Source organism: Paenibacillus sp. FSL R10-2736, assembly GCF_038000245.1.
GTDB classification, from domain to species: Bacteria; Bacillota; Bacilli; order Paenibacillales; family Paenibacillaceae; genus Paenibacillus_AQ; species Paenibacillus_AQ phytohabitans.
Genome location: NZ_JBBOBN010000001.1, coordinates 4006699 through 4027398, shown reverse-complemented (window position 1 = coordinate 4027398; position 20700 = coordinate 4006699). Strand labels below are relative to the sequence as shown.

The window sequence follows — 20700 nt, the reverse complement described above, 5'->3', positions numbered from 1 at the left end:
TGAAATAGCGGCAGCAAAGGACGCACTTTAGTCCCTGGCTGCCGCTGTTTTTTATTCTGGAGAACTTTTTTTGTTCCCTATTGCCAATTGAACGATAATCTGAAGCACGATGATGCCAGCCAAACCATAGAATGCTTGTACGAAGCTGCCCGTAGCATCGTAGTACCAGCCCATGGCCAGCGGCCCAAGCGCTCCGAGAATATAACCGCCGGATTGGGTCATTGCAGACCAGCTACTGGCTTCCTGGGCGTTGCTTGTTTCATCAATGGGCAACATTAATGCAATCGGGAACAGTCCGCCCGCACCAATACCGAGCGGGACCGCCGCGAGCCAAGGGCTAAAGGATAGGTTCAGCATCAGGACACCGGTCAACTCCATTAACGCACATCCGACAAGCCAGAATACACGTCTTTGGTAGCGGTGTACAAGCATGGGTATGAACAACGTAGAGGGCAGCGATATCAATGTGAATAAGGTTTGGATGTTTCCGGCCGTCTCCTGGCTGTACCCCTGGCTTTGGATGGCTGGCGCGAGCCAGGCGGTTAAGGAATAGAAGATTGCTGCCATCAGCCCGAAGAATAGGGTCAGCACCCAGGCACGCCTGTTTTTCACCGGAAGAGGTGCATGAAGTACACTCTTAGTTATACCGGATTGCCGGTCTGTGTGCGCAGACCAGGCTAACCGCAACCAGACAGGCAATGCAATGGCTGCGGGGAATGCCCATACAGCCAGTGAGCTCCTCCATGATCCCCCCAGCAGATGCTGAAGTGGAACCGATAGTCCCACACTAATGCTCGCCCCCGCCACCATCGCTGTAGAGTAGATCCCTACCATGGCTGCCACCCGGTCAGGGAAATGCTGTTTAATGAAGCTGGACAACAGTGGCCCTGCCAAGGCAATCCCTACACCCGACAGAAAAGAAGTGAACATCATCAGTGGAGTAGCACCCACAAACCAGCGTAATCCCGTACCCAGCCCGATGAGGATTAGAGCCAGAACAATGGCCCCTTCATTTCCCCACCTTCTGCTTAATCTAACGGAGAACGGAGCAAATAGGCCCATGCATAATACCGGAAGTGTGGTTAACAGACTGGCGGTAATCCCGCTTATACCCAGATCATTTTGTATGGTGCTCATTAGAGGAGAAATGGATGTAATAGGCGGCCGTAAATTCAGTGAAGCCAGGATAAGCGCCAAGACGATGTAAAAAAGTTTCATTCTGAATCTCCTCATGGTAGTAGTATTGTGGCTTTCACCCGTGAGCATGAGCCCGTGACAGAGCATTGGGGGATGCACGGTTAAGTATAGAATCATTAGAATGATTGAACAATACTATTGTTTCTATTAAAATGATTACTAAAACCAATGATTGGAGGTGGCTGATATGGAGATTCGTCAGATGGAAAACTTCATTGCGGTGTGCGAGGCGCTTCATTTCACACGGGCAGCTGAGAAACTTGGCATATCCCAACCTACCCTGAGTCAACAAATACGTGCGCTGGAGGATGAACTCGGCGTTCCCTTATTCGACCGGGTCGGCAAGAGGATTGTGATGACACAGGCAGGAAACCTGTTTCTGGAGCACTGTGTACAGATGATCCGTCATTTACAGAATACCCGGGATGCATTAGCTGAATTCCGCAATGATCAGCGGGGCCGACTGGTAATCGGTGTTCTCCCTTCCGATCTGGACTACCGGATTACTCCTTTGCTGGCAGATTTTCATACCCGGTTCCCCAAGGTGCAGCTGAAGGTTGTCTCTTCGGTCTTCGTCTTGAATCAAGTGCTGGAGAATGAAGTAGACATCGGCATCGACGTCTCGTCTGCTCCTGATGACCGGCTTGTACGCATTTCTTTGTGCAGTGAAGAATATGTGCTCGTCGTTTCCGAGAATCATGATTGGGCGAAGCGAAGCTCAATTGGTATCCGGGAGCTGCGTGATATCCAAACGGTGATGTTCCCCGAAGGATTTACAGGCCGAGAACTGGTGGATAACTATTGCCGTAAATATGGCTTCAGCTTAAATACGATCATGGAGATCAGTTCGGCCACTTCCATTATTAGCCTGGTAAAAGCCAATGTCGGAGGAACCCTGCTGCCGTATCCTCTGATCCAAGCGATGAATGAACCGACACTGCGCTGCATCCGAATTACAGATGATCCGCCATACCGTCACTTTGAGATCATTCACCGGTCAGACCGGTTTCTGACTCAATCGGCCAAGGCATTTATTGAGAAAACTATTGCGTATTTCAATTGATTTGTATGCAGATCCTGATAGGGTAACTTCTTGTAAAATTATGCCCAAAATACAACATTTCCCTGATCTTGGCGGCTGAAATTCAAGATTGCTGTATAAAATGCAGGATTTCAGCGTTTTCAAGCGGCTTAGCCGGATTATTCTTGTATTTTATACAACAATCTTTCCAACCACCCGGCTCCTTATCGGTCAGAGTTGCAGAACGTACAACATTTAGGTCTAGAGTGTTTCCTAAAAGTCTCCATTCTGCCGGTAACGAATCCAATTGCAGGAATTGTCTCCTGTGTTCCAGTCCCGTTGTGTGACCGGTAACTTGTATGACAAACAGCGGGTCTCCGCCTGGAGATCCGCTGTTATTGGTAACATTCTATTCTCAGGCCATTGAATGCCGCAACTTCATCCTTACTTAATCCTCATACCTGCGCAGCACAATGACCGCATTATGTCCGCCGAAGCCAAAGGAATTGGAGATCCCGATCTTCAGATCCGCCTGACGGGCATGGTTAGGAACATAATCCAGGTCGCACAATTCGTCAGGCTGCTCCAGATTGATTGTCGGCGGAATCAGGCCCTCCTGCATGCTTTTGAGCAGGGCGATAGCTTCCAGGCCGCCGGCTGCACCAAGAGCATGTCCGGTCATCGACTTGTTCGCAGTGACCGGAATCCGGTAGGCGTCATCGCCGAACAGCTTCTTGATTGCCATGGTCTCCGAACGGTCTCCGACGATCGTACTGGTCGCGTGGGCACTAATTACATCCACCTCTGCCGGAGCGATTCCGGCCTCTCTCAGCGCCAGCTTCATCGCCTGATAGGCACCTATGCCCTCGGGATGAGTGGCTACCATATGATAAGCATCGGAGCTGGCCCCATAGCCGGTTACTTCACCATAGATGACAGCATTCCGCTGCAAGGCATGGGAGAGGGACTCCAGGATGACAATGGCGCCGCCTTCCCCGATGACAAAGCCGTCCCGGTGCTGGTCAAAAGGCCGGCTGGCCTTCTGCGGCTCCTCATTGCGGGTGGATAGGGCGGTTGCATTGCCGAAGCTGGCCAGGGCAATTTCGGTCACCGCCGCTTCGGCACCCCCGGCGAGGATCACATCGGCTCCGCCGTAACGGATCAGGCGGAAGGCTTCGCCGATGGCAGTATTACCAATCGAGCAGGCAGTGACCGGCGAGAGGGTCGGCCCTAAGGCTCCGAGCTTAATGCTGATCATTGCTGCTGCCATATTGGAGATCAGCATCGGGATCAGGGTTGGACTTACCCGTTCCGGGCCACGCGAGCGCAGCAGATCACCCTGCTCCATCAGGGTCTGGATGCCGCCTACTCCGGAGCCTACATAGACACCGAGCCGTTCGCGGTCAATCTTGTCCAGCTGCAGGCCCGAATGCGCCCAGGCCTCCTCGGCAGCGGCAAGCGCGAACTGGCTGAACCGGTCCATGCGCCGCGCTTCCTTGCGGCCGAATCTGGCGTCAGGATCGAACTCTTGTACAGAGCCGGCAATTTTGGTCTTGAAATGTGTTGTATCAAAAGTAGTGATCGGCGAAATTCCCGATTCACCAGCAGCCAAGCGGCTCCAGAATTGTTCTACGGTATTGCCAAGCGGCGAAATTACGCCCATCCCTGTGATCACTACGCGTTCCATATGATAATCCTCCTAAAAGTTATGTGAGCATAAACTTAAGTGTTGTAAGTATAACCGGATTCGTTCTAGACCTATTGTTCCACTTAATTTATCCTATTACAAGTTGTAGTTTATACTAGTATAATTACTACTACACTAATAGGCAGACCAACCGGAAGGCAGGGAGATACAATGTCCAATCAGAACAGGCTGCAAGCATTATCCGATTTCCTAAAATCCAGACGAGCGGCCATCTCTCCGGCAGCGGCAGGACTGCCGGAAGGCTCGCGCAGAAGGACGCCGGGGCTAAGACGCGAAGAGGTGGCACAGCTGGCCGGGGTCAGCAATACCTGGTACACGTGGCTTGAGCAGGGGCGTGATATTAAAGTATCTCCATCCGTTCTGGATTGTATTGCCGCAGCACTGCGGCTGACCAAGGATGAGCGGAGCTACTTATTTGCCCTGGCCCTGGATAACGGGCCGGGAAGTATGGTTTATCCTCAAGAGGAGAGCTCAGTGATTCATCCGTCCCTGCAGAAGATCCTGCAGGAGCTGAAGAGCTGTCCGACAATCATCTCGGACCGGCACTGCGGCATTGTCGGCTGGAATGAGGCGGCCGCACATGTGTTTCTTGATTTCGCCAAGCTGCCGCCGGAGCAACGCAATATGATCTCCCTGTTATTTGTACGCAAGGAATTCAGACGGCTGGCCGTGAACTGGGAGCAGTTTGTCCGGGGGTACCTGTCGATTTTCCGCGCCTATTACGGACAATATCTGGAGGACCGCTGGTATGATGAATTCATTGCGGAGATGAAGGAACAGCATCCGGAGTTCAATCAGCTATGGGAGGAGAGCCGGGTAAGCTCCGCTCCGGACGTAGTACTGGAGTTCCGGCATGCCAAAGCCGGCAAAATGCTGTTCCATTTAACCTCGCTTCAGGTGCAGGGCAGCACGGATCTGCGCTGCAGCATCTACACCCCCGCCGGAGATTCCAATACAGAATCCAAGCTGAAGCAGCTGATGGCGCCTGAACCGCAGGGTTGATAGATATTTTTTATGGATTCATAAAAAACTATAAATATGCAATATCGAATTTGACGTTTATACTCCTTATATGATGAATCAATTCCTGCGGGATCGTAAAAGGAGCAAAGGTCAATGGCTAAAGTAACCGGATTGGAAGGCGTAGTTGCCGGAGAAACTGAAATCGGATTGGTCGATGGAGAGAAAGGACATTTGGTATACCGCGGATATTGGGCCAAAGAGCTTGCGGTAAGCAAAAGTTACGAGGAAGTAGCTTATTTGCTCTGGAACGGGCGTCTGCCGGATGCAGAGGAGCTGGCTCTGCTCAAAGCACAGATGGCAGAGGAGAGAGTCATTCCTGAGTATCTTTGCAGGATGCTGGATCTGTTCCCGGCTTCAGTACCGCTTATGCTGGTGCTCCAGAGTGCAGTTGCTGCACTAGGGGATAAAGAGAATACAACCTGGCCGCCAACGCTGAAGCAAGCGGTACGTCTGACGGCTGTTCTACCGGCAATCATCGTGTACAGAGCCCGCAGCCTGCAGGGCCTGGCACCGCTGGATTCGCTTCCTGAGCTTGGCCATGCTGCGAATTATCTATATTTGCTGACAGGAAAGCTGCCGGAGGAAGCCCATGTCAAGGCGCTCAGCGCTTATCTGATTCTCTGCATGGAGCATGGCATGAATGCTTCGACTTTTGCCGGGCGGGTAGTGCTCTCGACTGAATCCGATATGTGCGCAGCGGTATGCGGAGCTATCGGAGCGATGAAAGGGCCGCTGCATGGCGGTGCACCTTATGAAGTCATCTCAATGCTGGAGGATATCGGAACGGTAGAGCGGGCAGAGCCTTGGCTGCGCAATGCGCTGGATAACGGGACGAAGCTGATGGGCTTTGGACACCGCATCTATAAGACCAAGGACCCCCGTGCAGAAGCGCTGCAGATTGCCACGCTGGAGATGATCGGGAAGGATGCATCCTTTGACCTTGCCCTGCATGTAGAAGCCACGGCAATTGCACTGCTGGAGGAATACAAACCGGGCCGGCGGCTGTTCACTAACGTCGAGTTTTATGCCGCAGCGATTCTGAAGGCGCTGCAGCTCTCACCGGAGATATTTACTCCAACGTTTACGGCTGGTAGAATTGTCGGCTGGACGGCCCATATACTGGAGCAAGCGGCCAATAACCGGATATTCCGCCCGCAATCTACGTATATCGGACCGATGCCTGAATCAGAGGTTGTATCATAACAGCACACAAACATCCCCGGCCGTCAAACAGCCGGGGATGTTGAACAAGGGAATGTTAATGAGAGAGTATGAGGGGGGATACTCTGACATTAGATTTAGAAATCAGAGGTTGCAACTTCGATGGTGCCGAAGACTGCGCCTGCAGCTGTGCTGAGAAGAGCAGCAACAAGCAGCAGGTTTACAGAAACTGTGAGACTGTTCAGCGCAGGAATAGTATAAGTGACGACTGGCGCATTGACTCTGTAAAGAACAAGATCCACAGGGAAACCGGAGTTGTTATTTACAGTTACAGCCGCGTTGATGCCTCCAGCCAGATTCTCATAATAAGATTTACCAACGCCTGCAGCCAGGTTGAAGAATTGTTGCGGTAACAAGATTGCCATGGTAATGACCTCCTTTTTCGTTTGATAGGATATCATATTCGCCGAAACTATGATTGCTGTAACGTATGTCTTGGGAGATTAGCACATTTTAATAGGGCGATGAGAGTTAGAATTAAATAGAAGAAGAGCCTCTACCCATGGCGGGCGGGGGCTCTTTGCGGTTCAATTATTCTATGGATTAGAGGTCTATGACCTATGAAGCTGGCGTAATATACGCCTTATCTTTGGACCGTTTGCCGTAGAAGCGGTATAGGATAAGCCCGAAGAGCATTCCGGCAAAAGACAGGGCTGCTACGCTCAAATAGAGGACAATATGGTACACTGGAAGTAATTCTAGTGAATGGTAAGGAGAATGACAACGATGAAGCTGGTGTCCTGGAATGTAAATGGTCTGAGAGCTTGTGTAAACAAAGGGTTTAACGAATATTTCCGGGAAAGCGCCGCAGACATCTTCTGCGTGCAGGAAACGAAGCTTCAGGAGGGTCAGATTGCTCTTGACCACGGAGAGGAATATTCGCAGTACTGGAATTATGCCCTCAAAAAAGGATATTCAGGTACGGCCGTCTTCACCCGGATTAAGCCGCTGTCTGTCAGATATGGTCTCGACAAGGAAACCGAAGACGAGGGAAGAATTATTACCCTGGAATTCACAGACTTCTATCTGGTGAATGTATATACTCCGAATGCCAAACGGGATCTGTCAAGACTGGATTACCGGATGGAATGGGAGGATGAGTTCCGCAATTATCTGCTGAAGCTCGATGCGCATAAGCCGGTTCTAGTCTGCGGGGATTTGAATGTGGCGCATCAGGATATTGATCTCAAGAATGCCAAATCGAACCGCGGGAATTCAGGCTTCACCGATGAAGAACGCGCAAAGATGACAGAGCTGCTGGAGGCCGGGTTCGTTGATACTTTCCGGTATTTCTATCCTGAGCTTGAGGGTGCCTACAGCTGGTGGTCCTATATGCCGAAGGTAAGAGAGAAGAATGTAGGCTGGCGGATCGACTATTTCCTCGCTTCCTCGCGGCTGGCCCCGCGCCTTCTGGATGCAGGGATAGAGTGCAATATTCTCGGCAGTGATCATTGTCCGGTAGTCCTTCATCTTGCCGATGCGGCGGAAGTGTAGATTTATTCGTTGTACAAAAGAACATAAAAGAACAGAGGCGGTATCCCGGGTTGCGGGGTACCGCCTCTGTTTGTGATATCAATCGGATTCCCCGGCCGTGTCAAGAAGCGGCGGACGCCGGTGCTTCGTGGCCTGTTCGAAGCTGTATGCAATGCCGATCAGCACGGCTTCGCTGAAGGCTGAAGCGGAGAAGGTGACCCCCTGCGGACCGTTGGTGATATAGCCTCCCGGTGCAGTTATCCCGGTAGTGGTATATCCGGCCGGGACTGTAATGAGCGGATAGCCGGCTCTGGCTGCCAGGTCAGTGCCGTGAAATCCGGCAAACATGATGGCATCCAGACCGTAATGCTCCAGTGCATAATCGATGCCTTGTCTGCCAGACATGGACCGGGAGAATTGCAGCTGCTCCAGATATTCCTGCTCCGTAATCTCGTCTCCGGAAGTATCCAGCCATTCAAGCGTTCCCTGACCATATTTCAGCGTCTGTGCGCTGTGCTGGTTATTGAATTCGATTAACTCCTGCAGGGAATGCACCGGGATAGAAGCAGGCAGGCCGCTTAAATAACGGTTTAAGCCTTTTTTGAATTCATATTGCAGAATAACAGCATTCCACTCGGCATTCTGGCAAGGAAGCTCAATGGGATCAATGACTTCAGCTCCAAGTTCCTTAAGAACAGCTATGGCAGATTCCATCAGGAGCAGAGCCTCTTCATCCAAATCCTTATAATAGAATCTCGGGATACCAATCCGTTTGGATCTCACGTATTCAATATCCAGAGCGGCAGTATAATCCTGTCTGCCTGCTGTTCGATCCGATGAAGCCCTGTGGGGATACTCTCCGGTACCGGCAATGACACTGAGGAGCAGTGCGGCATCCGATACGGTTCTGGCCATCGGACCTGCGGTATCCTGACTGCCGATCCCCGGTATAATCCCCGCATTGCTTACCAGCCCCCACGTAGGTTTGATGCCGGCAAGCGAGTTCTGGGCAGCCGGACAAATGATGGACCCCGAAGTTTCCGTGCCGAGAGCGGCAGCTGACAGGTTAGCGGCAACGGCCGCAGCACTTCCCGAGCTGGAGCCGCCAATGAACAGCTCACCGGGCCCGTAAGGATTCAGCACCAGTCCGCCGCGTGAGCTGTATCCCGCCCACATGGCGGGCGACATGAAGTTGGCCCACTCCGTCATATTTGCTTTTCCCAGAATCACTGCGCCTGCAGCCCGCAGCTTATTAATTACTACGGCATCTTCAGCAGCCCTGTACTCTGCCAATGCCAGCGCTCCCGCACTGGTGTGCAGCTTGTCCGATGTAGCGATATTATCCTTAACAAGTACGGGGATTCCGTGCAGCGGACTACGCACTCCCTTGTCCCGGCGTTCCTGATCCAGCATCCGGGCAATCTCCAGTGCATCAGGGTTAATCTCCAGAACAGAGTTCAGCAGGCTGTCATACCGGTCAATCCGTTCTAAATACAGCGCTGTTAACCGCTCGGAAGTTAAATTCCCCTGCTCCATTTCCTGCTGCATGGCTGTTATATCCGCTTCAATTATCCATTCCTGCCACTTCCGGACGGGGGATTGAATGTTGCTGAGGGGGCTGCTAAGGTCTGCATCATTATTTTTCATGGCGGTTTCTTCCCTCTGTACATAGAATTTTAGTTGGCCAGCGTCTCAGCGGCAGCTGCCGGCTGCGTGTCCGGCCAGGTAATCACATTGCGTGTCCGGCTCCACTCTTCATAGAACAGCGGCCGGTCACGCTTAAACATCCGCAGAATCAGATGAATGAAGAAGATCAGATCGGCAAGCGCGGCTGTAATTCGTATAACCGTAGAACCTACAGTGCCGAAATTAAGCATTAAGGCAGAATCAAGGGACAGGAAGTTTATTCCTCCAAGCAATCCATAGAGTAGTCCATACCTCATCCACACCATCCAGAGTTTGAGCGGACCGCCATCCGCACTGCCCAGCCGGATACGCACCACCCATTTGCCGAGCGTCCGCCCTCCGGTTAAGAGAGGAACGATCAGGAAATACACCATACTGACTGCCCAGAATGAAATATTCAGAGATAGCAGATTGAGCAGAAGTGCCGCTGCCATCCATAGGACTGCATCCAGCAGGCAAGCGAGGCCTCGGCGTGTGTAGGTAACCTTTTTGGCGGATAAATCCTCCTGGCTGTCCAGCTGTTCAATCCGCGGCAGCAATCCGGAGATCCATAAGGCGATCCGGAATCCGGCTATTCCGCCGAATGTATTGGTGATCAGGTCATCGACATCAAAGATCCGGTAAGGATGGTCGAAGAAACCGTAAATTCCGGTAATCTGTGTAATCTCAAACAATAGCGACAGCCCGAAAGAAAGCATGATGCACACGACCCAGCGGGTCCGGAAATAGTAGCCCAGAAACAGCCCGAAAGGTAAGGTCAGCACAACATTGAAGGCAGCCAGCAGGAAATCCGTTTCGCGCAGTACGTTAAAATAGCTTGACGGATCATTACGCGAGAGATGCGTATTGCGCAAGATGTCCTGAATGAACTGCAGCGGCACAGGCTGGAGCATATGCCCGGTAGGCGCAGCGTTATGGCGTGAGTCCGGCATGGGCAGCAGCACCAGGAAAAAGGCATTCAGCAAGTATAAGAGCAGCAAATAGAGGATCAGCGCCCGAATCTTGTTGATATAACCGTGCCGGCGGTATTGAACGATCAGGAACGGCAAAGTGAAGAGCAGCGCCGCTAACGGAAAAGCCATAAATGCATAAGAGATCGGAAAAAGATAGGATTGAAACATGGTTCACCTGCTGCCCTAGTTTTTGTCTGAACGAATTCTCGATAGGATGCTACACATTATGTAAGAGACCCCGTTTCTTAACGTTGCAGACTATTCCCCTATTATAACTTGCTTGAACCGACTTCAGTATAGAATTAAACCTGGGCTTAATCCATGGAATTAATCATTCTATCCGTTCTTTCCTGCATACATATGAGGAGAGGAGCGTGAGACAAGATGGAGAAGAAGGTACAGCAGTATTATAAACTGAAGACCAGGCAGAAGGAGCTGGAAAAGGAGCTGGCCGGGCTGAGGCAGGATATACTGGCCTATTTTGCTGAACAAGGCAAGGCGGAGTCGGTTATCGGCAGCTACAAAGTGAAGCTTGTCACGCAGAACCGGAAGGAATATGATGATGATAAGCTTTACCAGACATTGTCAGATCCGGAACTGTGGAGGCTGCTCTCCAAGGCAGACCCGGCCAAAGTAGCGAGTCTCACGAAATTGAAAGTGATTGACGAAGAGAAGATTTCGCATACGTATGACTTGAAGACAATTACGCTGCTGCAGGTGGATAAACAGTAGATTCTGCGGTACCGGAGGCGGAGGGGGAATGCACTTTCCGTTTCCGGCGCAGCAGGGAGATTAATATGATTGGAGGGGGAAGGAAATGAACAGGACAAGGACCGGAATGAAGAAGGCCCGGTTTCGCCTCGTTGCGGGAGTGCTGCTCATTATCGCTCTAGGATTGCTTGCCTTTTTTTACAGGGAGATTTCTTCCGGACCGGAGAAGCTGCAGGCATGGCAGAAGGTATTTAGTCTAACGGTTCTTGCTGCAGACGGAACACCGGAGCTGGCGCAGCCGGATCGTGAGGCTTCTTATGGAAGCTACCGTGTCACCGACAGCAAGACACCCGGATATACGCTAATTGTAAATGCTGAAGATGCGGATGAGATCAGGCTGAGTGCAAGTACGGGCAGCTTCATACGCTGGAATGCGCCAGACTATAAGGTGAACCAGGCTGGTAAGGAGATTACTATAGCGCCGGGTGAGACGATCTATTGGACTCCGCTAACAGGAGAATCACCGGAGAGGATTACAGAGAGTGAGCTGACAATGTCTGCTTACCGGCATAACTCGGTGTTCAGCGAAGCCCGGTTTATGATCCGGAGTGATGAGAGCGGCGTCTATACAGGAAAATGGGCAGAGGGGGATTAACTGATCGCCACATGCCCTTTTTTGCGTTAAAATAACAAGTGGGTTTGTTCAAAGTAAGGCAAGAATCATTCACAGACGGAATAGATACGGAGGAAGAGAAGACATGAAGGATTTTGATCTGATGCTGGAGAAATATGCAGAGCTTGTGGTAAAGGTTGGCGTGAACGTGCAGCCAGGGCAAGTGCTGATGGTGCATGCACCGCTGGAGACCGTGGAGCTTACCAGGCTGATCGTGGGCAAAGCCTACGAGGCCGGGGCTAAATATGTGCTTGTGGACTGGGATGATGAAGCGGTAACGCGCATCCGTTATGAGAAGGCTTCTGAGGATTCCTTCGGATATTATCCGCAGTGGCATGCGGATATGCTGGAGGGGTTCGCTGAAGAAGGCGGGGCTATATTACATATTAAGGTACCGGACCCTGAGCTGTTCCGCGGAATTGATTCCGCCAAAGTCTCCACAGCGGTTAAGGCTGCTGCTGTAGCCCGTAAGAAATATCAGAACTATACCCGCAACAACCGAATCAGCTGGTCGCTGGTCAAGGCACCTACGCGTGCCTGGGCGGACAAGGTATTCGCTGATCTGCCTGAAGAGGGCCGGATTGAGGCAATGTGGGAAGCGGTCTTCCAGATGAACCGTGTGGGCAGCGAGGATCCGGTTGCTGCTTGGCGCAGTCATATCGGTGACCTGAAGCAGAGCCAGGAGCGGATGAATGCCAAACGGTATAAAAGCCTTCATTACCGTGCACCGGGCACGGATCTGCGCGTAGAACTGCCTGAAGGCCATCTGTGGCGCGGCGGCGGCGGCGAGAATGCCGGCGGTGTATATTTTGTAGCGAATATGCCTACGGAAGAGATCTACACGATGCCGCATCGCACCGGTGTCAATGGTACTGTCAAAAGCACCCTTCCGCTTAATCTGAACGGACGGCTGGTGGACGGAATTACGGTTACCTTTACGGACGGTAAGGTTACAGCCTATGATGCTGAATCCGGACGTGAGCATCTGACCTCACTGCTGGACACTGATGAAGGGGCCTCTTATCTTGGGGAGGTGGCACTGGTGCCGCATGACTCTCCGATCTCCCGGCTGAACAGAGTGTTCTATAATACCGGGATCGATGAGAATGCATCCTGTCATTTCGCCCTGGGCAGTGCGTATCCGGTTAACATTGAAGGCGGGACTTCCATGACAAGCGAAGAACTGATTGCCAGGGGAGCCAACGTCAGCCTTGCGCATGTCGATTTCATGATTGGCTCGGCGGAGCTTGATATTGACGGGGAACTGGCCGATGGAACCATCGAGCCGGTGTTCCGTCAAGGTAACTGGGTACTGTAGCTGTAGAATAACCGGCAGCACGTCTGCTGCACATCACAAGAAAGGCCGCAACTTTTCACGCTCAGCGGGGAATGCGGCTTTTTTTGTTATAATAAATGCCGCAGGATAAAACTGTTTGTGATACCTCTCCGTCTAATTCATGTAAAAGTGATGGAGAGGAGAGGGAGAGATGACGATGTCCGGGGCAGAGATGAAACGGGTTGCTGCTGCTGTGCCGCATGAAGAGACGGATTTTGTTAAGGCGGTTATGGAGCACAGTGATCAGCTGTATCATATTGCATACAGTTATCTGGGCAACCGCAACGATGCGCTGGAAGCCCTGCAGGAAACAACCTGCCGGGCCTGGATGAAACGAAGAACCCTAAAAGACCACCAGGCCTTCAAATCCTGGCTGATACGGATATTAATCTATGTCTGCATTGACGAACAGCGGAGAAGGAAGAGGGCGGTCCCAACCGCAGCGGAGAACATGATGGAGCCGGTCATTCATAACAGCACTCATACTATGGAGATGCAGTGGGCGCTCTCGCAGGTGAAGCTGAAATACCGTCATGTGCTGCTGCTCAAATATTACAATGATATGACCTTGGCTGAAATCGCCGTCCTGCTTAAGAAGCCGGAAGGGACAGTCAAAACCTGGCAGCACAAAGGACTGAAGCAGCTTAGGATGATTATGAAGAACCGGGGTGAATGGAATGAACAGTAGCAGGGAAGAACAGGCGATGTTGTCTGATGCAGTCCGTATACACGAGGCAGCTGAAGCGGACGCCGGAGGCAATGCCATCAGAATGGCAGTTCAGGCGGGAATGGAGAGCGGACGCAGGAGAAGCTGGCAGGGCAGATTCACCAAAGGCTCCATTATCGGCCTGGCTGCCGCTGCGGTTGCCGCGATGATCCTATTTTTCATTCCAGTAATCCACGATTCTGCATCGCATACAGCCGCACCTCCTGGAGTAGTGAATTGGGGAGAGCTGGAAAAGTTTAAACGGCTCTATTCTTTTGATATGGAGGCGGCGACTCTGGATTCAGCTATCCGGCATGATTATATCCAGATGATTAATCAAAGTGCCGCTAGCGGAGATTATAAGATTACATTGAATGCCGTTACAGCGGATGAGAACCGTATTATCTTTTTGTACACAGCAGAAGTGGCTGAAGGCCAGGAGGTCTATGGTACCAGCAGTGCACGAATGAAGGATATATCGACAGGACAATATTTGGAGAACGGTGGCGGAATCGGGGGCAATGCGACGGCTTCTGGCCTGCTCAATAACCGTATTTATTACGGCCGAAGCATTATTAATCTGGACCGGAACAAGCCGTTCCCGGAGCAGCTGGAAGCGGATTTCCAGATCGCCTCTGTGGACACCGGCAAGCTTGGTCAGCCGAAGACAGGGACAATTGTAGCCGACATGCATTATTCCCCCAGACTCAAGGTCAGCTTCAAGCTGGACCCGAAATTCAAAGAGCAGCAAACCGTTATTGTTCAGCCGGACGAAGACTTCGTCCTGGACGGGATCGAAGTGACACTGGAGAAGGTGGAAATCTCACCTCTGATGATCCGGACGATGATTAAAATTAAGAATGAGTCAGATATTACCTGGCAGAACAGGCAAAATATATTTGAGGTTATATACGGGAATGAAATTCAGTCGATCACAAAATATGGAACTGTCCATCTAGGAATGACGCTGGGTTCCGGAACTTATGAGGGCTTTGAACGGAGCTTCGGCAGCAATCTTCTGGATCAGCCCGAGTCCCTGAATTTGATTCTGAAGACAGGTACGGGGAAGAATGCCAAGGAAATTAACGTGCCCATTCTGCCGTAAAATATGATGAGAAAAGGCTGACCGCCGGTATTTTCAGCGTGTCAGCCTTTGTGCTGTGTGACCTGTGAAGTGTCTAAGTTAACACTCATTCAATCGGTTATTAAACCGGAAGGCAAGCATATTTCCGTCGAAGGTCTCTCCGGTGCGCTCTGTATATTGACCCTGCGTATAGCGGGAGACCGTCTTCCGCCAAAATTTCTGTCCGGTTATATTCCTCGCCGCCGGATTGGTGAACAGCTCCCATTCGCCCCGAAACCGTTCAAATACCTCCACAGCCGCTTGCTCCGCGATACCATTCCCCCTGAAGGGCTGCAGCAGAAAAAAATCATTCACGAAATAATTAACCTCCTGCGCGCAGTGCGGCGGAGTGGCAATCAGTGCGAACCCGGCCGGCAGTGAATTCACCATGATCAGAAAAGGGTAGAGAATCCCCGGCTTATCCCACCAGATGTTCTGCACTTCATACTGCTCAGCAAGTGTGCGGCAATCGTCATCATCCTCAAATATACCGTGCCGGTTAGGGGTATGTCCTTCCACAAGTCCGTAATGTCCCGACAAGTCATGCAGATAGAGCGGGTACATATTTTTGATGATATAGGCTTCATTAAGCCCGGTAAGCTTAACTTCGATGTTCATCTGATATTCTGCCTGCTTTCTATGCGTATTGGGTAACAACAACTATTAAAACTTTATACCGGAAGTTCTATTCTTTCTAGTGAGATCTCTGTTATAAAATAAACTTTATCTATTGTGCTGCAGCTTAGCTGGAAATGATAACGATTATCAATTAGAATGAGAGTATTAAATTTTTGAGCGGACTGCATCAATATTTAAGCCCGGTGCAGCAGCTTTTTCAGGAGGAATAGATCAATATGTACGTGCAAACCAGATCCATCGTTGTAGAAAAAGGCAACAGTAGCGCCGTAGTGGAACGCTTCAGCAAACCGGGGGCACTGGAGGAAATGGAGGGGCTGATCGATGTCAGCGTGATGGTCAATAAGAAGAGTAAGGAGCATGAAGAGGTTCTCCTGCTGATCCGCTGGGAATCGGAGGAAGCCTGGAAGAACTGGGAGAAGAGTGATGCCCATCTTCAGGGCCACAAGAACAGCAGAGGGCAGGAGAAGCCTGCTTATATCATTAGCACTACAGTAAATATGTATCATGTACAGACGGTAAAAGAGGGCAAGGCCTACGGGAAACGCTCCTAAACCGGGCTGATTCAACCCACATCTCTAAGACTACTATATATCCAGACGGCCTTAGTTAAGGCTTAATTAAGAAAATCTGGGATGAAAAGATACAAGACTTCCATAATTATGGGTATGAATACAGGAAAGCGGGGACCCGGCGCATAGGCTGATCCCCGCTTTTATTGCGTGTGGTAGGGACGGTATCGAAAATTATGCTAGAGATTGCATGTTATAAAGAATCTGTTCCTATATAGGCCTCCAGCAGTTCCCTTGAGGTTTTGCCTACCAGCAGGTTGCCGTCAGTGGTCCATTTCAGCAGACGTCCCCTCTCCAGCTTCACGGCTTGCCGGGTCTTCTGATTAAGCAGCCAGATATCCGAATTCATGCCTTGAACCGCATAATACGCGGGCTGGTCTCCAGGCTCGGGGAGGAAGTGCAACTCTTCAGGGAATTTCAGCTTTCCGGCGGATTCCTCTAAGAGAAGCACCAGGTCAGCGGGAAGGGAAGGCTTCTCCAAGAACTCGGTTACCCCAGTATCGGTATGAACCAGATTTACTCCACCGTTGCCATATTGCTCATATCCGCTGACCGGAACTGTGAGGATACCGGGATCTTTCCAGGCCATCGGATAAATAAACAGAAATCCGTCACTGTGGCTTTGAACGCTGGCCCTCGGTTTGCTGAAAACTTCTTCGCCCTTGCGGTTCAGCACAATCAAATCGGCTTCAGGTCCTATATAAGGCTCAGAGGCAACAAGCAGGGCAGCCTGGCTGTTATCCGGGGATGCGGTGAGGCCATAGACCGGCCGCTCGGCAGAATACAGCTTTTTGGCTTCTCCGGTTGTAATATTCACCAGGTATAAAGTGCGGTTTCCTTTGACGGCAAAAATCTCATCATTCAGCAGCCGGTCGGCATAGAGCACATCATTGCCGTAGTCATTACCGTAGGGAGGTTCCTCACCGGACCATTGCGGCGCCGGCCAGGATGTTATGCTTCCGTCCTCCGCCAGCAGCTCAGGCTGCTCACTGCCGATGTGGTAGATAAGCAGCTGCTGCTGTTCGTTCAGGCCGGTCCTTACCGGTTGGAACAAGTTAATGGCTGCTGAAGCCCATTCTCTTATAACCTCTCCCTGTTTGCTGACAAGCCGGACACCCCGGAAGGAATCTGCCGGATCCGGCACAGCCGCCGCAGCAGGGGCTACGCTAACTCCAGGCGCAGACGGAGAAACGGCAGGTTCAGGTGTGCTTGTGGGCACCGTTCCCGTGAATCCGGGAGCAGCGGATGAGGAAGAAGGCTTAGGGGAACCAGCCTGCTCTGAACTGCAGCCGCCGAGTGCGGCAATCGATACAAGCAATAGCAAGAATAGCCTAATACTGCGGTTCATAGATTCACATCCATTTCCTATTAATGGGATAAGGAATCCCTATTATTAGGAATAGACGCGGAAATCATTGTGAAGTTGCAGCCGAGCGAGGCAACTCGAAGCTCCAGTCGGCGTCATTGAAGAGTTTGTCTGTGACTGTTCGGATTAGCGTCAGCTCCTTCGGGATGGATTTCATACCGTCAACAATCAGATACACAAGATCGGAGTTCCCACTGCTCTGGCCAAAGGTAACGAGATCCCCCTCCCGGTAGGAACCCCAGCGGATTACATCATACTCAGTGCCATTGCCGTCCCGGGCCATCCATTTGTCCATATCGAATTCATTGCTGAATTTGCCGCTGACAGCCATCCAGGCTGACAGCCCAGGCAAGGTCTGAGTCTCAGTGATTTTTATATTATTCACATTCAGGATATCACCCTCTGCTGCAAAGACAGCAGGCTTTGTCTTCAGAAGCGCCGGATTGAACGTTAATGAATCATCCGATTCAACAGGGATGGAGAAGCCGTCGAGTACGAAATAAATAGGCTCGCTGAGATATGGAAGTTCCGTTAAGTAATAACTCCAGTTCAATTGGAGATCATGACCGACTCTGTACATCTCAGACATTCCGCCATATTTACTATTAATGAGTGAGCCCACAATTTGACCTTTGGCATTCTCGAAATGATACCTGACACCCAGATTAACCCTGCGGTTCTCCGGAACTTGGGAGGCCAGCTCATCCTTCAGCAGGGTACTGAATTCAATTTTGGCACCGGCAGGAGAATGCGTGATGCCTTTCATCAGAATTTCCAGCCCTTGAGGTGTGGTGTAGCTGTATTTACTCAAATCAGTGTTCACTGTCAGAGCATTGGCGGTTGTCATGTCTGCAGCATAACTGAAGCTCCAATTCCCCGAAATCCTATCATTGGTCTTGTAGTTCAGCATCAGCTCGTGAACCTTCCCTTCAATGAACACGGTATCCCCGGGCTGTTCTCCTTTGAAATAATAGGTTAATAACAGATATTCAATCCTGAACTTATCGGGGCCGAGCTTAGTACTCATATGATTGATGCCCTGCAGGTCTCCAATTTCAAGCCCTTCCTCGTTACGGAGCTGCAGCTGGGTGATATCAAACATACTCATCATTTCTTCATCTGGCTGCCCTTTGGCATCGGTAATTCTGAGATTCAGAATCATCCGGTTCGGGTCGGCAACAACCTCTTGCAGCGTCAGCGTATAGCCCTGATCCGTGACCTCAATATCCGGGAGCTTCACTACCCCGGCCTTCTTGGCTTCCTGCAGATGATGGTCACTCCACTCGGAAGGGATAATGAGCAGCCGCTGGGATTTGGCGGATTGGATCTGCTGTGGAGCAGATAAGGCCGGGAGCAGGAACAGCAGGACCGCCAGCGCAATGGCAGCTGTACCCAAGCCTGCCCATAGTACATTACGCCGGAACCTTCTGCGGCCGGGATTGCTGGTATAGCCAGCCATGGACCCGTTTGATGCGGGCAAAATCTCCGTCTGGCGGATTTGCTCCATAACACGCCCCGTGAAATCCTCATCCATCTGATGATCATCATAACCGGACAGAGACATTAGCATTTCCTCATCTGCCACATTATCGTGTGTGCGGTAATCCGATTTTTTCATTGGAATCCTCCTTCGGTTTCGGCCATTGTTTTTTGAGCTTCAAGCGGGCGCGGTGCAGACGGTTCTTCACCTGATGCAAAGTAATTCCCGTGATGGCGGCAATCTCCTCATAGGTCAATTCATTGGTATAACGCAACAGCAGCACGATCCGGTAGCGTTCCGGAAGCCGGGCCAGCTTTTTTTGCAGCTCCAGCTTGTTTTCCTTGATCATATACCGCTCTTCAGGTGTCGGGGTCTGATCCCTCTCCTCCAGAATGGAGCCCCCCGAGAAAGAGAAGGCCTTGCGCCGCTTCTGTGATCTGAACCGGTTGATGGCAATGGCGTAGAGCCAGGCGGCGAAACTGGACTGTTCATTATGGCTGCGCAGCTTCTGATAGGCCTGAATGAAAGTCTCCTGCGCCAGATCCTGCGCATCCTGATGGCTCGCTCCGAGGCCCAGCAGCAGACGGTATAAACCGGATTTATACTGGTCTACCAGTATAGCAAAGGCCTCACGGTTTCCGGCCAGCACCTCGGCAATTATGATTTCGGCATTGTCTTGTTCCTTCATCTATTGCCTCCAAATGGACGTATTTACTTATAAGACGTGCGGACGGTCTGATCTTTCTCACTTTTAGCGCAAATATTTCGTATCCGGTCATCCAGGGGGCTGAATGGGTAATAGAATATGAATGAACTAATGTTCAATTATTACAGAGACATCCATTCTTTCGGGGAGGTTAACAGATGAAACGGACCTTATTTACTTTATCGTCATGGACCAAAGGAGTTTTACTAGGCCTAGTTCTGATCTTTGGCAGCATTTTCGCAGGGAATTCTACACCTCAGGCCACTGCGGCAGCATTCTCAGAGAAGGAGGCTGTGTATAACCAGTTTCAAAAGTACATTAAGAATCCCGCCAGCCTCATACAGGCGCGGAACTATTTGCTCAATCATATCGGTGAAGCGGGCTCCTGGTATGCTACTGTAATGACGCTCCAGCTGGAGAATGCACAGGCAGCCCGGCTTGACACTTTCGCGGAGAAACTCTACCCGGAGCAAGTCCAGCAAGTAATTGATAGAGCTGCAGCCAAGAGCGGGCTAACATACAGCGGATTGTTGAGCTCGGTTCAGGAGGCCAATATCCGGAAGTTGTTAATAGAATTGAGAGATACGGGTTATAAAATCGAGACCAGTGAGGGGATGTATTATCCTATTATGCATTATGAGGGCTTCAAAGCGTTTAAACCGTATATTGCAAAAGATATTGCAGCCTATATTGATCTCATGGCTACAGAGAGCAACCGCCCGGCGACCTACGATGCCGGAATCGTCATTACGTGGGATGAGGTTATTGCCAGGGCGGTAATCATGGAGGATTTTGTCCAGAAATATCCGAAGTCCAACCGGGTCAGCGTTGTCAAAACTGAACTGGGATACGCAGTGTCGAGAACGTTCTATGGGACGGACAACACTCCGGCTTATGATTATGAGGATGAAGCTGTTGACCCTGCACTTAAAAAAGCCTATGAGAATGTGCTGCTGGAGGGGCCAGGGGATAGCCGTATTCTGCAAATAATCCAGAAGCTGCTGCCTATGCTTGATGCCTCGGATGACCGCTTCACACCTCGAATTGAAAGCAATCTGAAAACTGCCCTTAAGCCCATTATTAATTGAACAGGATTAATCAGGTCCTGA

The 20700-nt window shown here is 50.9% G+C and carries 20 protein-coding genes; 11 read left to right on the top strand and 9 right to left on the bottom strand.

Translation table 11 applies throughout. From position 1 onward, the window contains the following. Positions 1–51: 51 nt before the first annotated feature. Entirely contained in the window at positions 52–1218 is a 1167-nt protein-coding gene (locus NSQ73_RS17435) for an MFS transporter (RefSeq protein ID WP_340987451.1), read from the bottom strand. Between the two features lie 166 nt (positions 1219–1384). On the opposite strand from NSQ73_RS17435, the gene NSQ73_RS17430 reads away from it, so the two are divergent. Next, the gene (locus NSQ73_RS17430) at positions 1385–2260 is read left to right on the top strand and encodes a LysR family transcriptional regulator (protein ID WP_052421845.1); all 876 of its coding nucleotides are present in this window, start codon (positions 1385–1387) and stop codon (positions 2258–2260) included. Positions 2261–2666: 406 nt separating this feature from the next. On the opposite strand, the gene fabF is transcribed toward NSQ73_RS17430, so the two are convergent. Next, on the bottom strand, positions 2667–3905 hold the full coding sequence (fabF, locus tag NSQ73_RS17425; protein ID WP_336100833.1) for a beta-ketoacyl-ACP synthase II: 1239 nt from the start codon (positions 3903–3905) through the stop codon (positions 2667–2669). A gap of 171 nt (positions 3906–4076) precedes the next feature. Between fabF and NSQ73_RS17420 the strand changes: the two genes are divergently transcribed. Both NSQ73_RS17420 and NSQ73_RS17415 read left to right on the top strand, forming a co-directional pair. Next, a complete protein-coding gene (locus NSQ73_RS17420; protein WP_340987450.1) occupies positions 4077–4928 on the top strand; it encodes a helix-turn-helix transcriptional regulator in 852 nt (283 codons plus the stop codon). Between the two features lie 114 nt (positions 4929–5042). Then, positions 5043–6152, top strand: coding sequence for a citrate synthase/methylcitrate synthase (locus tag NSQ73_RS17415; RefSeq protein ID WP_340987449.1), 1110 nt, complete (start codon positions 5043–5045; stop codon positions 6150–6152). 95 nt (positions 6153–6247) lie between these two features. Here the strand turns inward: NSQ73_RS17415 and NSQ73_RS17410 are convergent, their stop codons facing one another. Then, positions 6248–6535 (bottom strand): hypothetical protein, encoded by a 288-nt coding sequence (locus NSQ73_RS17410; RefSeq protein ID WP_039303550.1) that lies wholly within the window; start codon positions 6533–6535, stop codon positions 6248–6250. 361 nt (positions 6536–6896) lie between these two features. Here NSQ73_RS17410 and NSQ73_RS17405 point away from each other — a divergent pair, with 361 nt between their 5' ends. After that, positions 6897–7664, top strand: a complete 768-nt coding sequence (locus tag NSQ73_RS17405; protein ID WP_340987448.1) for an exodeoxyribonuclease III — start codon at positions 6897–6899, stop codon at positions 7662–7664. 78 nt (positions 7665–7742) lie between these two features. On the opposite strand, the gene NSQ73_RS17400 is transcribed toward NSQ73_RS17405, so the two are convergent. After that, entirely contained in the window at positions 7743–9290 is a 1548-nt protein-coding gene (locus NSQ73_RS17400; protein ID WP_340987447.1) for an amidase family protein, read from the bottom strand. A 29-nt stretch (positions 9291–9319) separates the two neighbouring features. Further along, on the bottom strand, positions 9320–10450 hold the full coding sequence (locus NSQ73_RS17395; protein ID WP_340987446.1) for a VanZ family protein: 1131 nt from the start codon (positions 10448–10450) through the stop codon (positions 9320–9322). Between the two features lie 216 nt (positions 10451–10666). Here NSQ73_RS17395 and NSQ73_RS17390 point away from each other — a divergent pair, with 216 nt between their 5' ends. From NSQ73_RS17390 to NSQ73_RS17370, 5 genes are all read left to right on the top strand, one after another. After that, positions 10667–11014, top strand: coding sequence for a hypothetical protein (locus NSQ73_RS17390; protein WP_340987445.1), 348 nt, complete (start codon positions 10667–10669; stop codon positions 11012–11014). Between the two features lie 85 nt (positions 11015–11099). Further along, positions 11100–11648 carry a hypothetical protein gene (locus NSQ73_RS17385; RefSeq protein WP_340987444.1) on the top strand — a complete coding sequence of 183 codons (549 nt, stop codon included), beginning with the start codon at positions 11100–11102 and terminating at the stop codon, positions 11646–11648. A 103-nt stretch (positions 11649–11751) separates the two neighbouring features. Beyond that, positions 11752–12984: an aminopeptidase gene (locus NSQ73_RS17380; protein WP_340987443.1), complete on the top strand. Its 1233-nt coding sequence runs from the start codon at positions 11752–11754 to the stop codon at positions 12982–12984. 169 nt (positions 12985–13153) lie between these two features. After that, the gene (locus NSQ73_RS17375) at positions 13154–13690 is read left to right on the top strand and encodes a sigma-70 family RNA polymerase sigma factor (RefSeq protein WP_340987442.1); all 537 of its coding nucleotides are present in this window, start codon (positions 13154–13156) and stop codon (positions 13688–13690) included. Continuing rightward, positions 13680–14813 carry a DUF4179 domain-containing protein gene (locus tag NSQ73_RS17370; protein ID WP_340987441.1) on the top strand — a complete coding sequence of 378 codons (1134 nt, stop codon included), beginning with the start codon at positions 13680–13682 and terminating at the stop codon, positions 14811–14813. The genes NSQ73_RS17375 and NSQ73_RS17370 overlap by 11 nt, the downstream gene beginning before the upstream one ends. 78 nt (positions 14814–14891) lie before the next feature. Here NSQ73_RS17370 and NSQ73_RS17365 read toward each other — a convergent pair whose 3' ends face one another. Next, a complete protein-coding gene (locus tag NSQ73_RS17365; RefSeq protein WP_340987440.1) occupies positions 14892–15449 on the bottom strand; it encodes a hypothetical protein in 558 nt (185 codons plus the stop codon). Positions 15450–15685: 236 nt separating this feature from the next. On the opposite strand from NSQ73_RS17365, the gene NSQ73_RS17360 reads away from it, so the two are divergent. Then, positions 15686–16021 carry an antibiotic biosynthesis monooxygenase gene (locus tag NSQ73_RS17360; protein WP_340987439.1) on the top strand — a complete coding sequence of 112 codons (336 nt, stop codon included), beginning with the start codon at positions 15686–15688 and terminating at the stop codon, positions 16019–16021. A 211-nt stretch (positions 16022–16232) separates the two neighbouring features. On the opposite strand, the gene NSQ73_RS17355 is transcribed toward NSQ73_RS17360, so the two are convergent. The 3 genes from NSQ73_RS17355 to NSQ73_RS17345 all read right to left on the bottom strand — a co-directional run bounded on the left by NSQ73_RS17355 (position 16233) and on the right by NSQ73_RS17345 (position 19573). Beyond that, a complete protein-coding gene (locus NSQ73_RS17355; RefSeq protein ID WP_340987438.1) occupies positions 16233–17387 on the bottom strand; it encodes a hypothetical protein in 1155 nt (384 codons plus the stop codon). Positions 17388–17451: 64 nt separating this feature from the next. Beyond that, positions 17452–19023, bottom strand: coding sequence for a DUF4179 domain-containing protein (locus tag NSQ73_RS17350; RefSeq protein WP_340987437.1), 1572 nt, complete (start codon positions 19021–19023; stop codon positions 17452–17454). After that, positions 18992–19573, bottom strand: a complete 582-nt coding sequence (locus tag NSQ73_RS17345) for an RNA polymerase sigma factor (protein ID WP_340987436.1) — start codon at positions 19571–19573, stop codon at positions 18992–18994. The genes NSQ73_RS17350 and NSQ73_RS17345 overlap by 32 nt, the downstream gene beginning before the upstream one ends. Positions 19574–19749: 176 nt before the next feature. Here NSQ73_RS17345 and NSQ73_RS17340 point away from each other — a divergent pair, with 176 nt between their 5' ends. Next, positions 19750–20679 carry a hypothetical protein gene (locus NSQ73_RS17340; RefSeq protein ID WP_340987435.1) on the top strand — a complete coding sequence of 310 codons (930 nt, stop codon included), beginning with the start codon at positions 19750–19752 and terminating at the stop codon, positions 20677–20679. Positions 20680–20700: the final 21 nt, after the last annotated feature.

Excerpts from the sequence above, each read along its gene's own strand:
- NSQ73_RS17355 (WP_340987438.1), bottom strand. The coding sequence starts at position 17,387 with ATGAACCGCAGTATTAGGCTATTCTTGCTATTGCTTGTATCGATTGCC.
- NSQ73_RS17380 (WP_340987443.1), top strand. The coding sequence starts at position 11,752 with ATGAAGGATTTTGATCTGATGCTGGAGAAATATGCAGAGCTTGTGGTA.
- NSQ73_RS17385 (WP_340987444.1), top strand. The coding sequence starts at position 11,100 with ATGAACAGGACAAGGACCGGAATGAAGAAGGCCCGGTTTCGCCTCGTT.
- NSQ73_RS17365 (WP_340987440.1), bottom strand. The coding sequence starts at position 15,449 with ATGAACATCGAAGTTAAGCTTACCGGGCTTAATGAAGCCTATATCATC.
- NSQ73_RS17340 (WP_340987435.1), top strand. The coding sequence starts at position 19,750 with ATGAAACGGACCTTATTTACTTTATCGTCATGGACCAAAGGAGTTTTA.
- NSQ73_RS17405 (WP_340987448.1), top strand. The coding sequence starts at position 6,897 with ATGAAGCTGGTGTCCTGGAATGTAAATGGTCTGAGAGCTTGTGTAAAC.
- NSQ73_RS17395 (WP_340987446.1), bottom strand. The coding sequence starts at position 10,450 with ATGTTTCAATCCTATCTTTTTCCGATCTCTTATGCATTTATGGCTTTT.
- fabF (WP_336100833.1), bottom strand. The coding sequence starts at position 3,905 with ATGGAACGCGTAGTGATCACAGGGATGGGCGTAATTTCGCCGCTTGGC.
- NSQ73_RS17375 (WP_340987442.1), top strand. The coding sequence starts at position 13,154 with ATGACGATGTCCGGGGCAGAGATGAAACGGGTTGCTGCTGCTGTGCCG.
- NSQ73_RS17435 (WP_340987451.1), bottom strand. The coding sequence starts at position 1,218 with ATGAAACTTTTTTACATCGTCTTGGCGCTTATCCTGGCTTCACTGAAT.
- NSQ73_RS17370 (WP_340987441.1), top strand. The coding sequence starts at position 13,680 with ATGAACAGTAGCAGGGAAGAACAGGCGATGTTGTCTGATGCAGTCCGT.
- NSQ73_RS17410 (WP_039303550.1), bottom strand. The coding sequence starts at position 6,535 with ATGGCAATCTTGTTACCGCAACAATTCTTCAACCTGGCTGCAGGCGTT.
- NSQ73_RS17360 (WP_340987439.1), top strand. The coding sequence starts at position 15,686 with ATGTACGTGCAAACCAGATCCATCGTTGTAGAAAAAGGCAACAGTAGC.
- NSQ73_RS17350 (WP_340987437.1), bottom strand. The coding sequence starts at position 19,023 with ATGAAAAAATCGGATTACCGCACACACGATAATGTGGCAGATGAGGAA.
- NSQ73_RS17390 (WP_340987445.1), top strand. The coding sequence starts at position 10,667 with ATGGAGAAGAAGGTACAGCAGTATTATAAACTGAAGACCAGGCAGAAG.
- NSQ73_RS17400 (WP_340987447.1), bottom strand. The coding sequence starts at position 9,290 with ATGAAAAATAATGATGCAGACCTTAGCAGCCCCCTCAGCAACATTCAA.
- NSQ73_RS17415 (WP_340987449.1), top strand. The coding sequence starts at position 5,043 with ATGGCTAAAGTAACCGGATTGGAAGGCGTAGTTGCCGGAGAAACTGAA.
- NSQ73_RS17430 (WP_052421845.1), top strand. The coding sequence starts at position 1,385 with ATGGAGATTCGTCAGATGGAAAACTTCATTGCGGTGTGCGAGGCGCTT.
- NSQ73_RS17345 (WP_340987436.1), bottom strand. The coding sequence starts at position 19,573 with ATGAAGGAACAAGACAATGCCGAAATCATAATTGCCGAGGTGCTGGCC.
- NSQ73_RS17420 (WP_340987450.1), top strand. The coding sequence starts at position 4,077 with ATGTCCAATCAGAACAGGCTGCAAGCATTATCCGATTTCCTAAAATCC.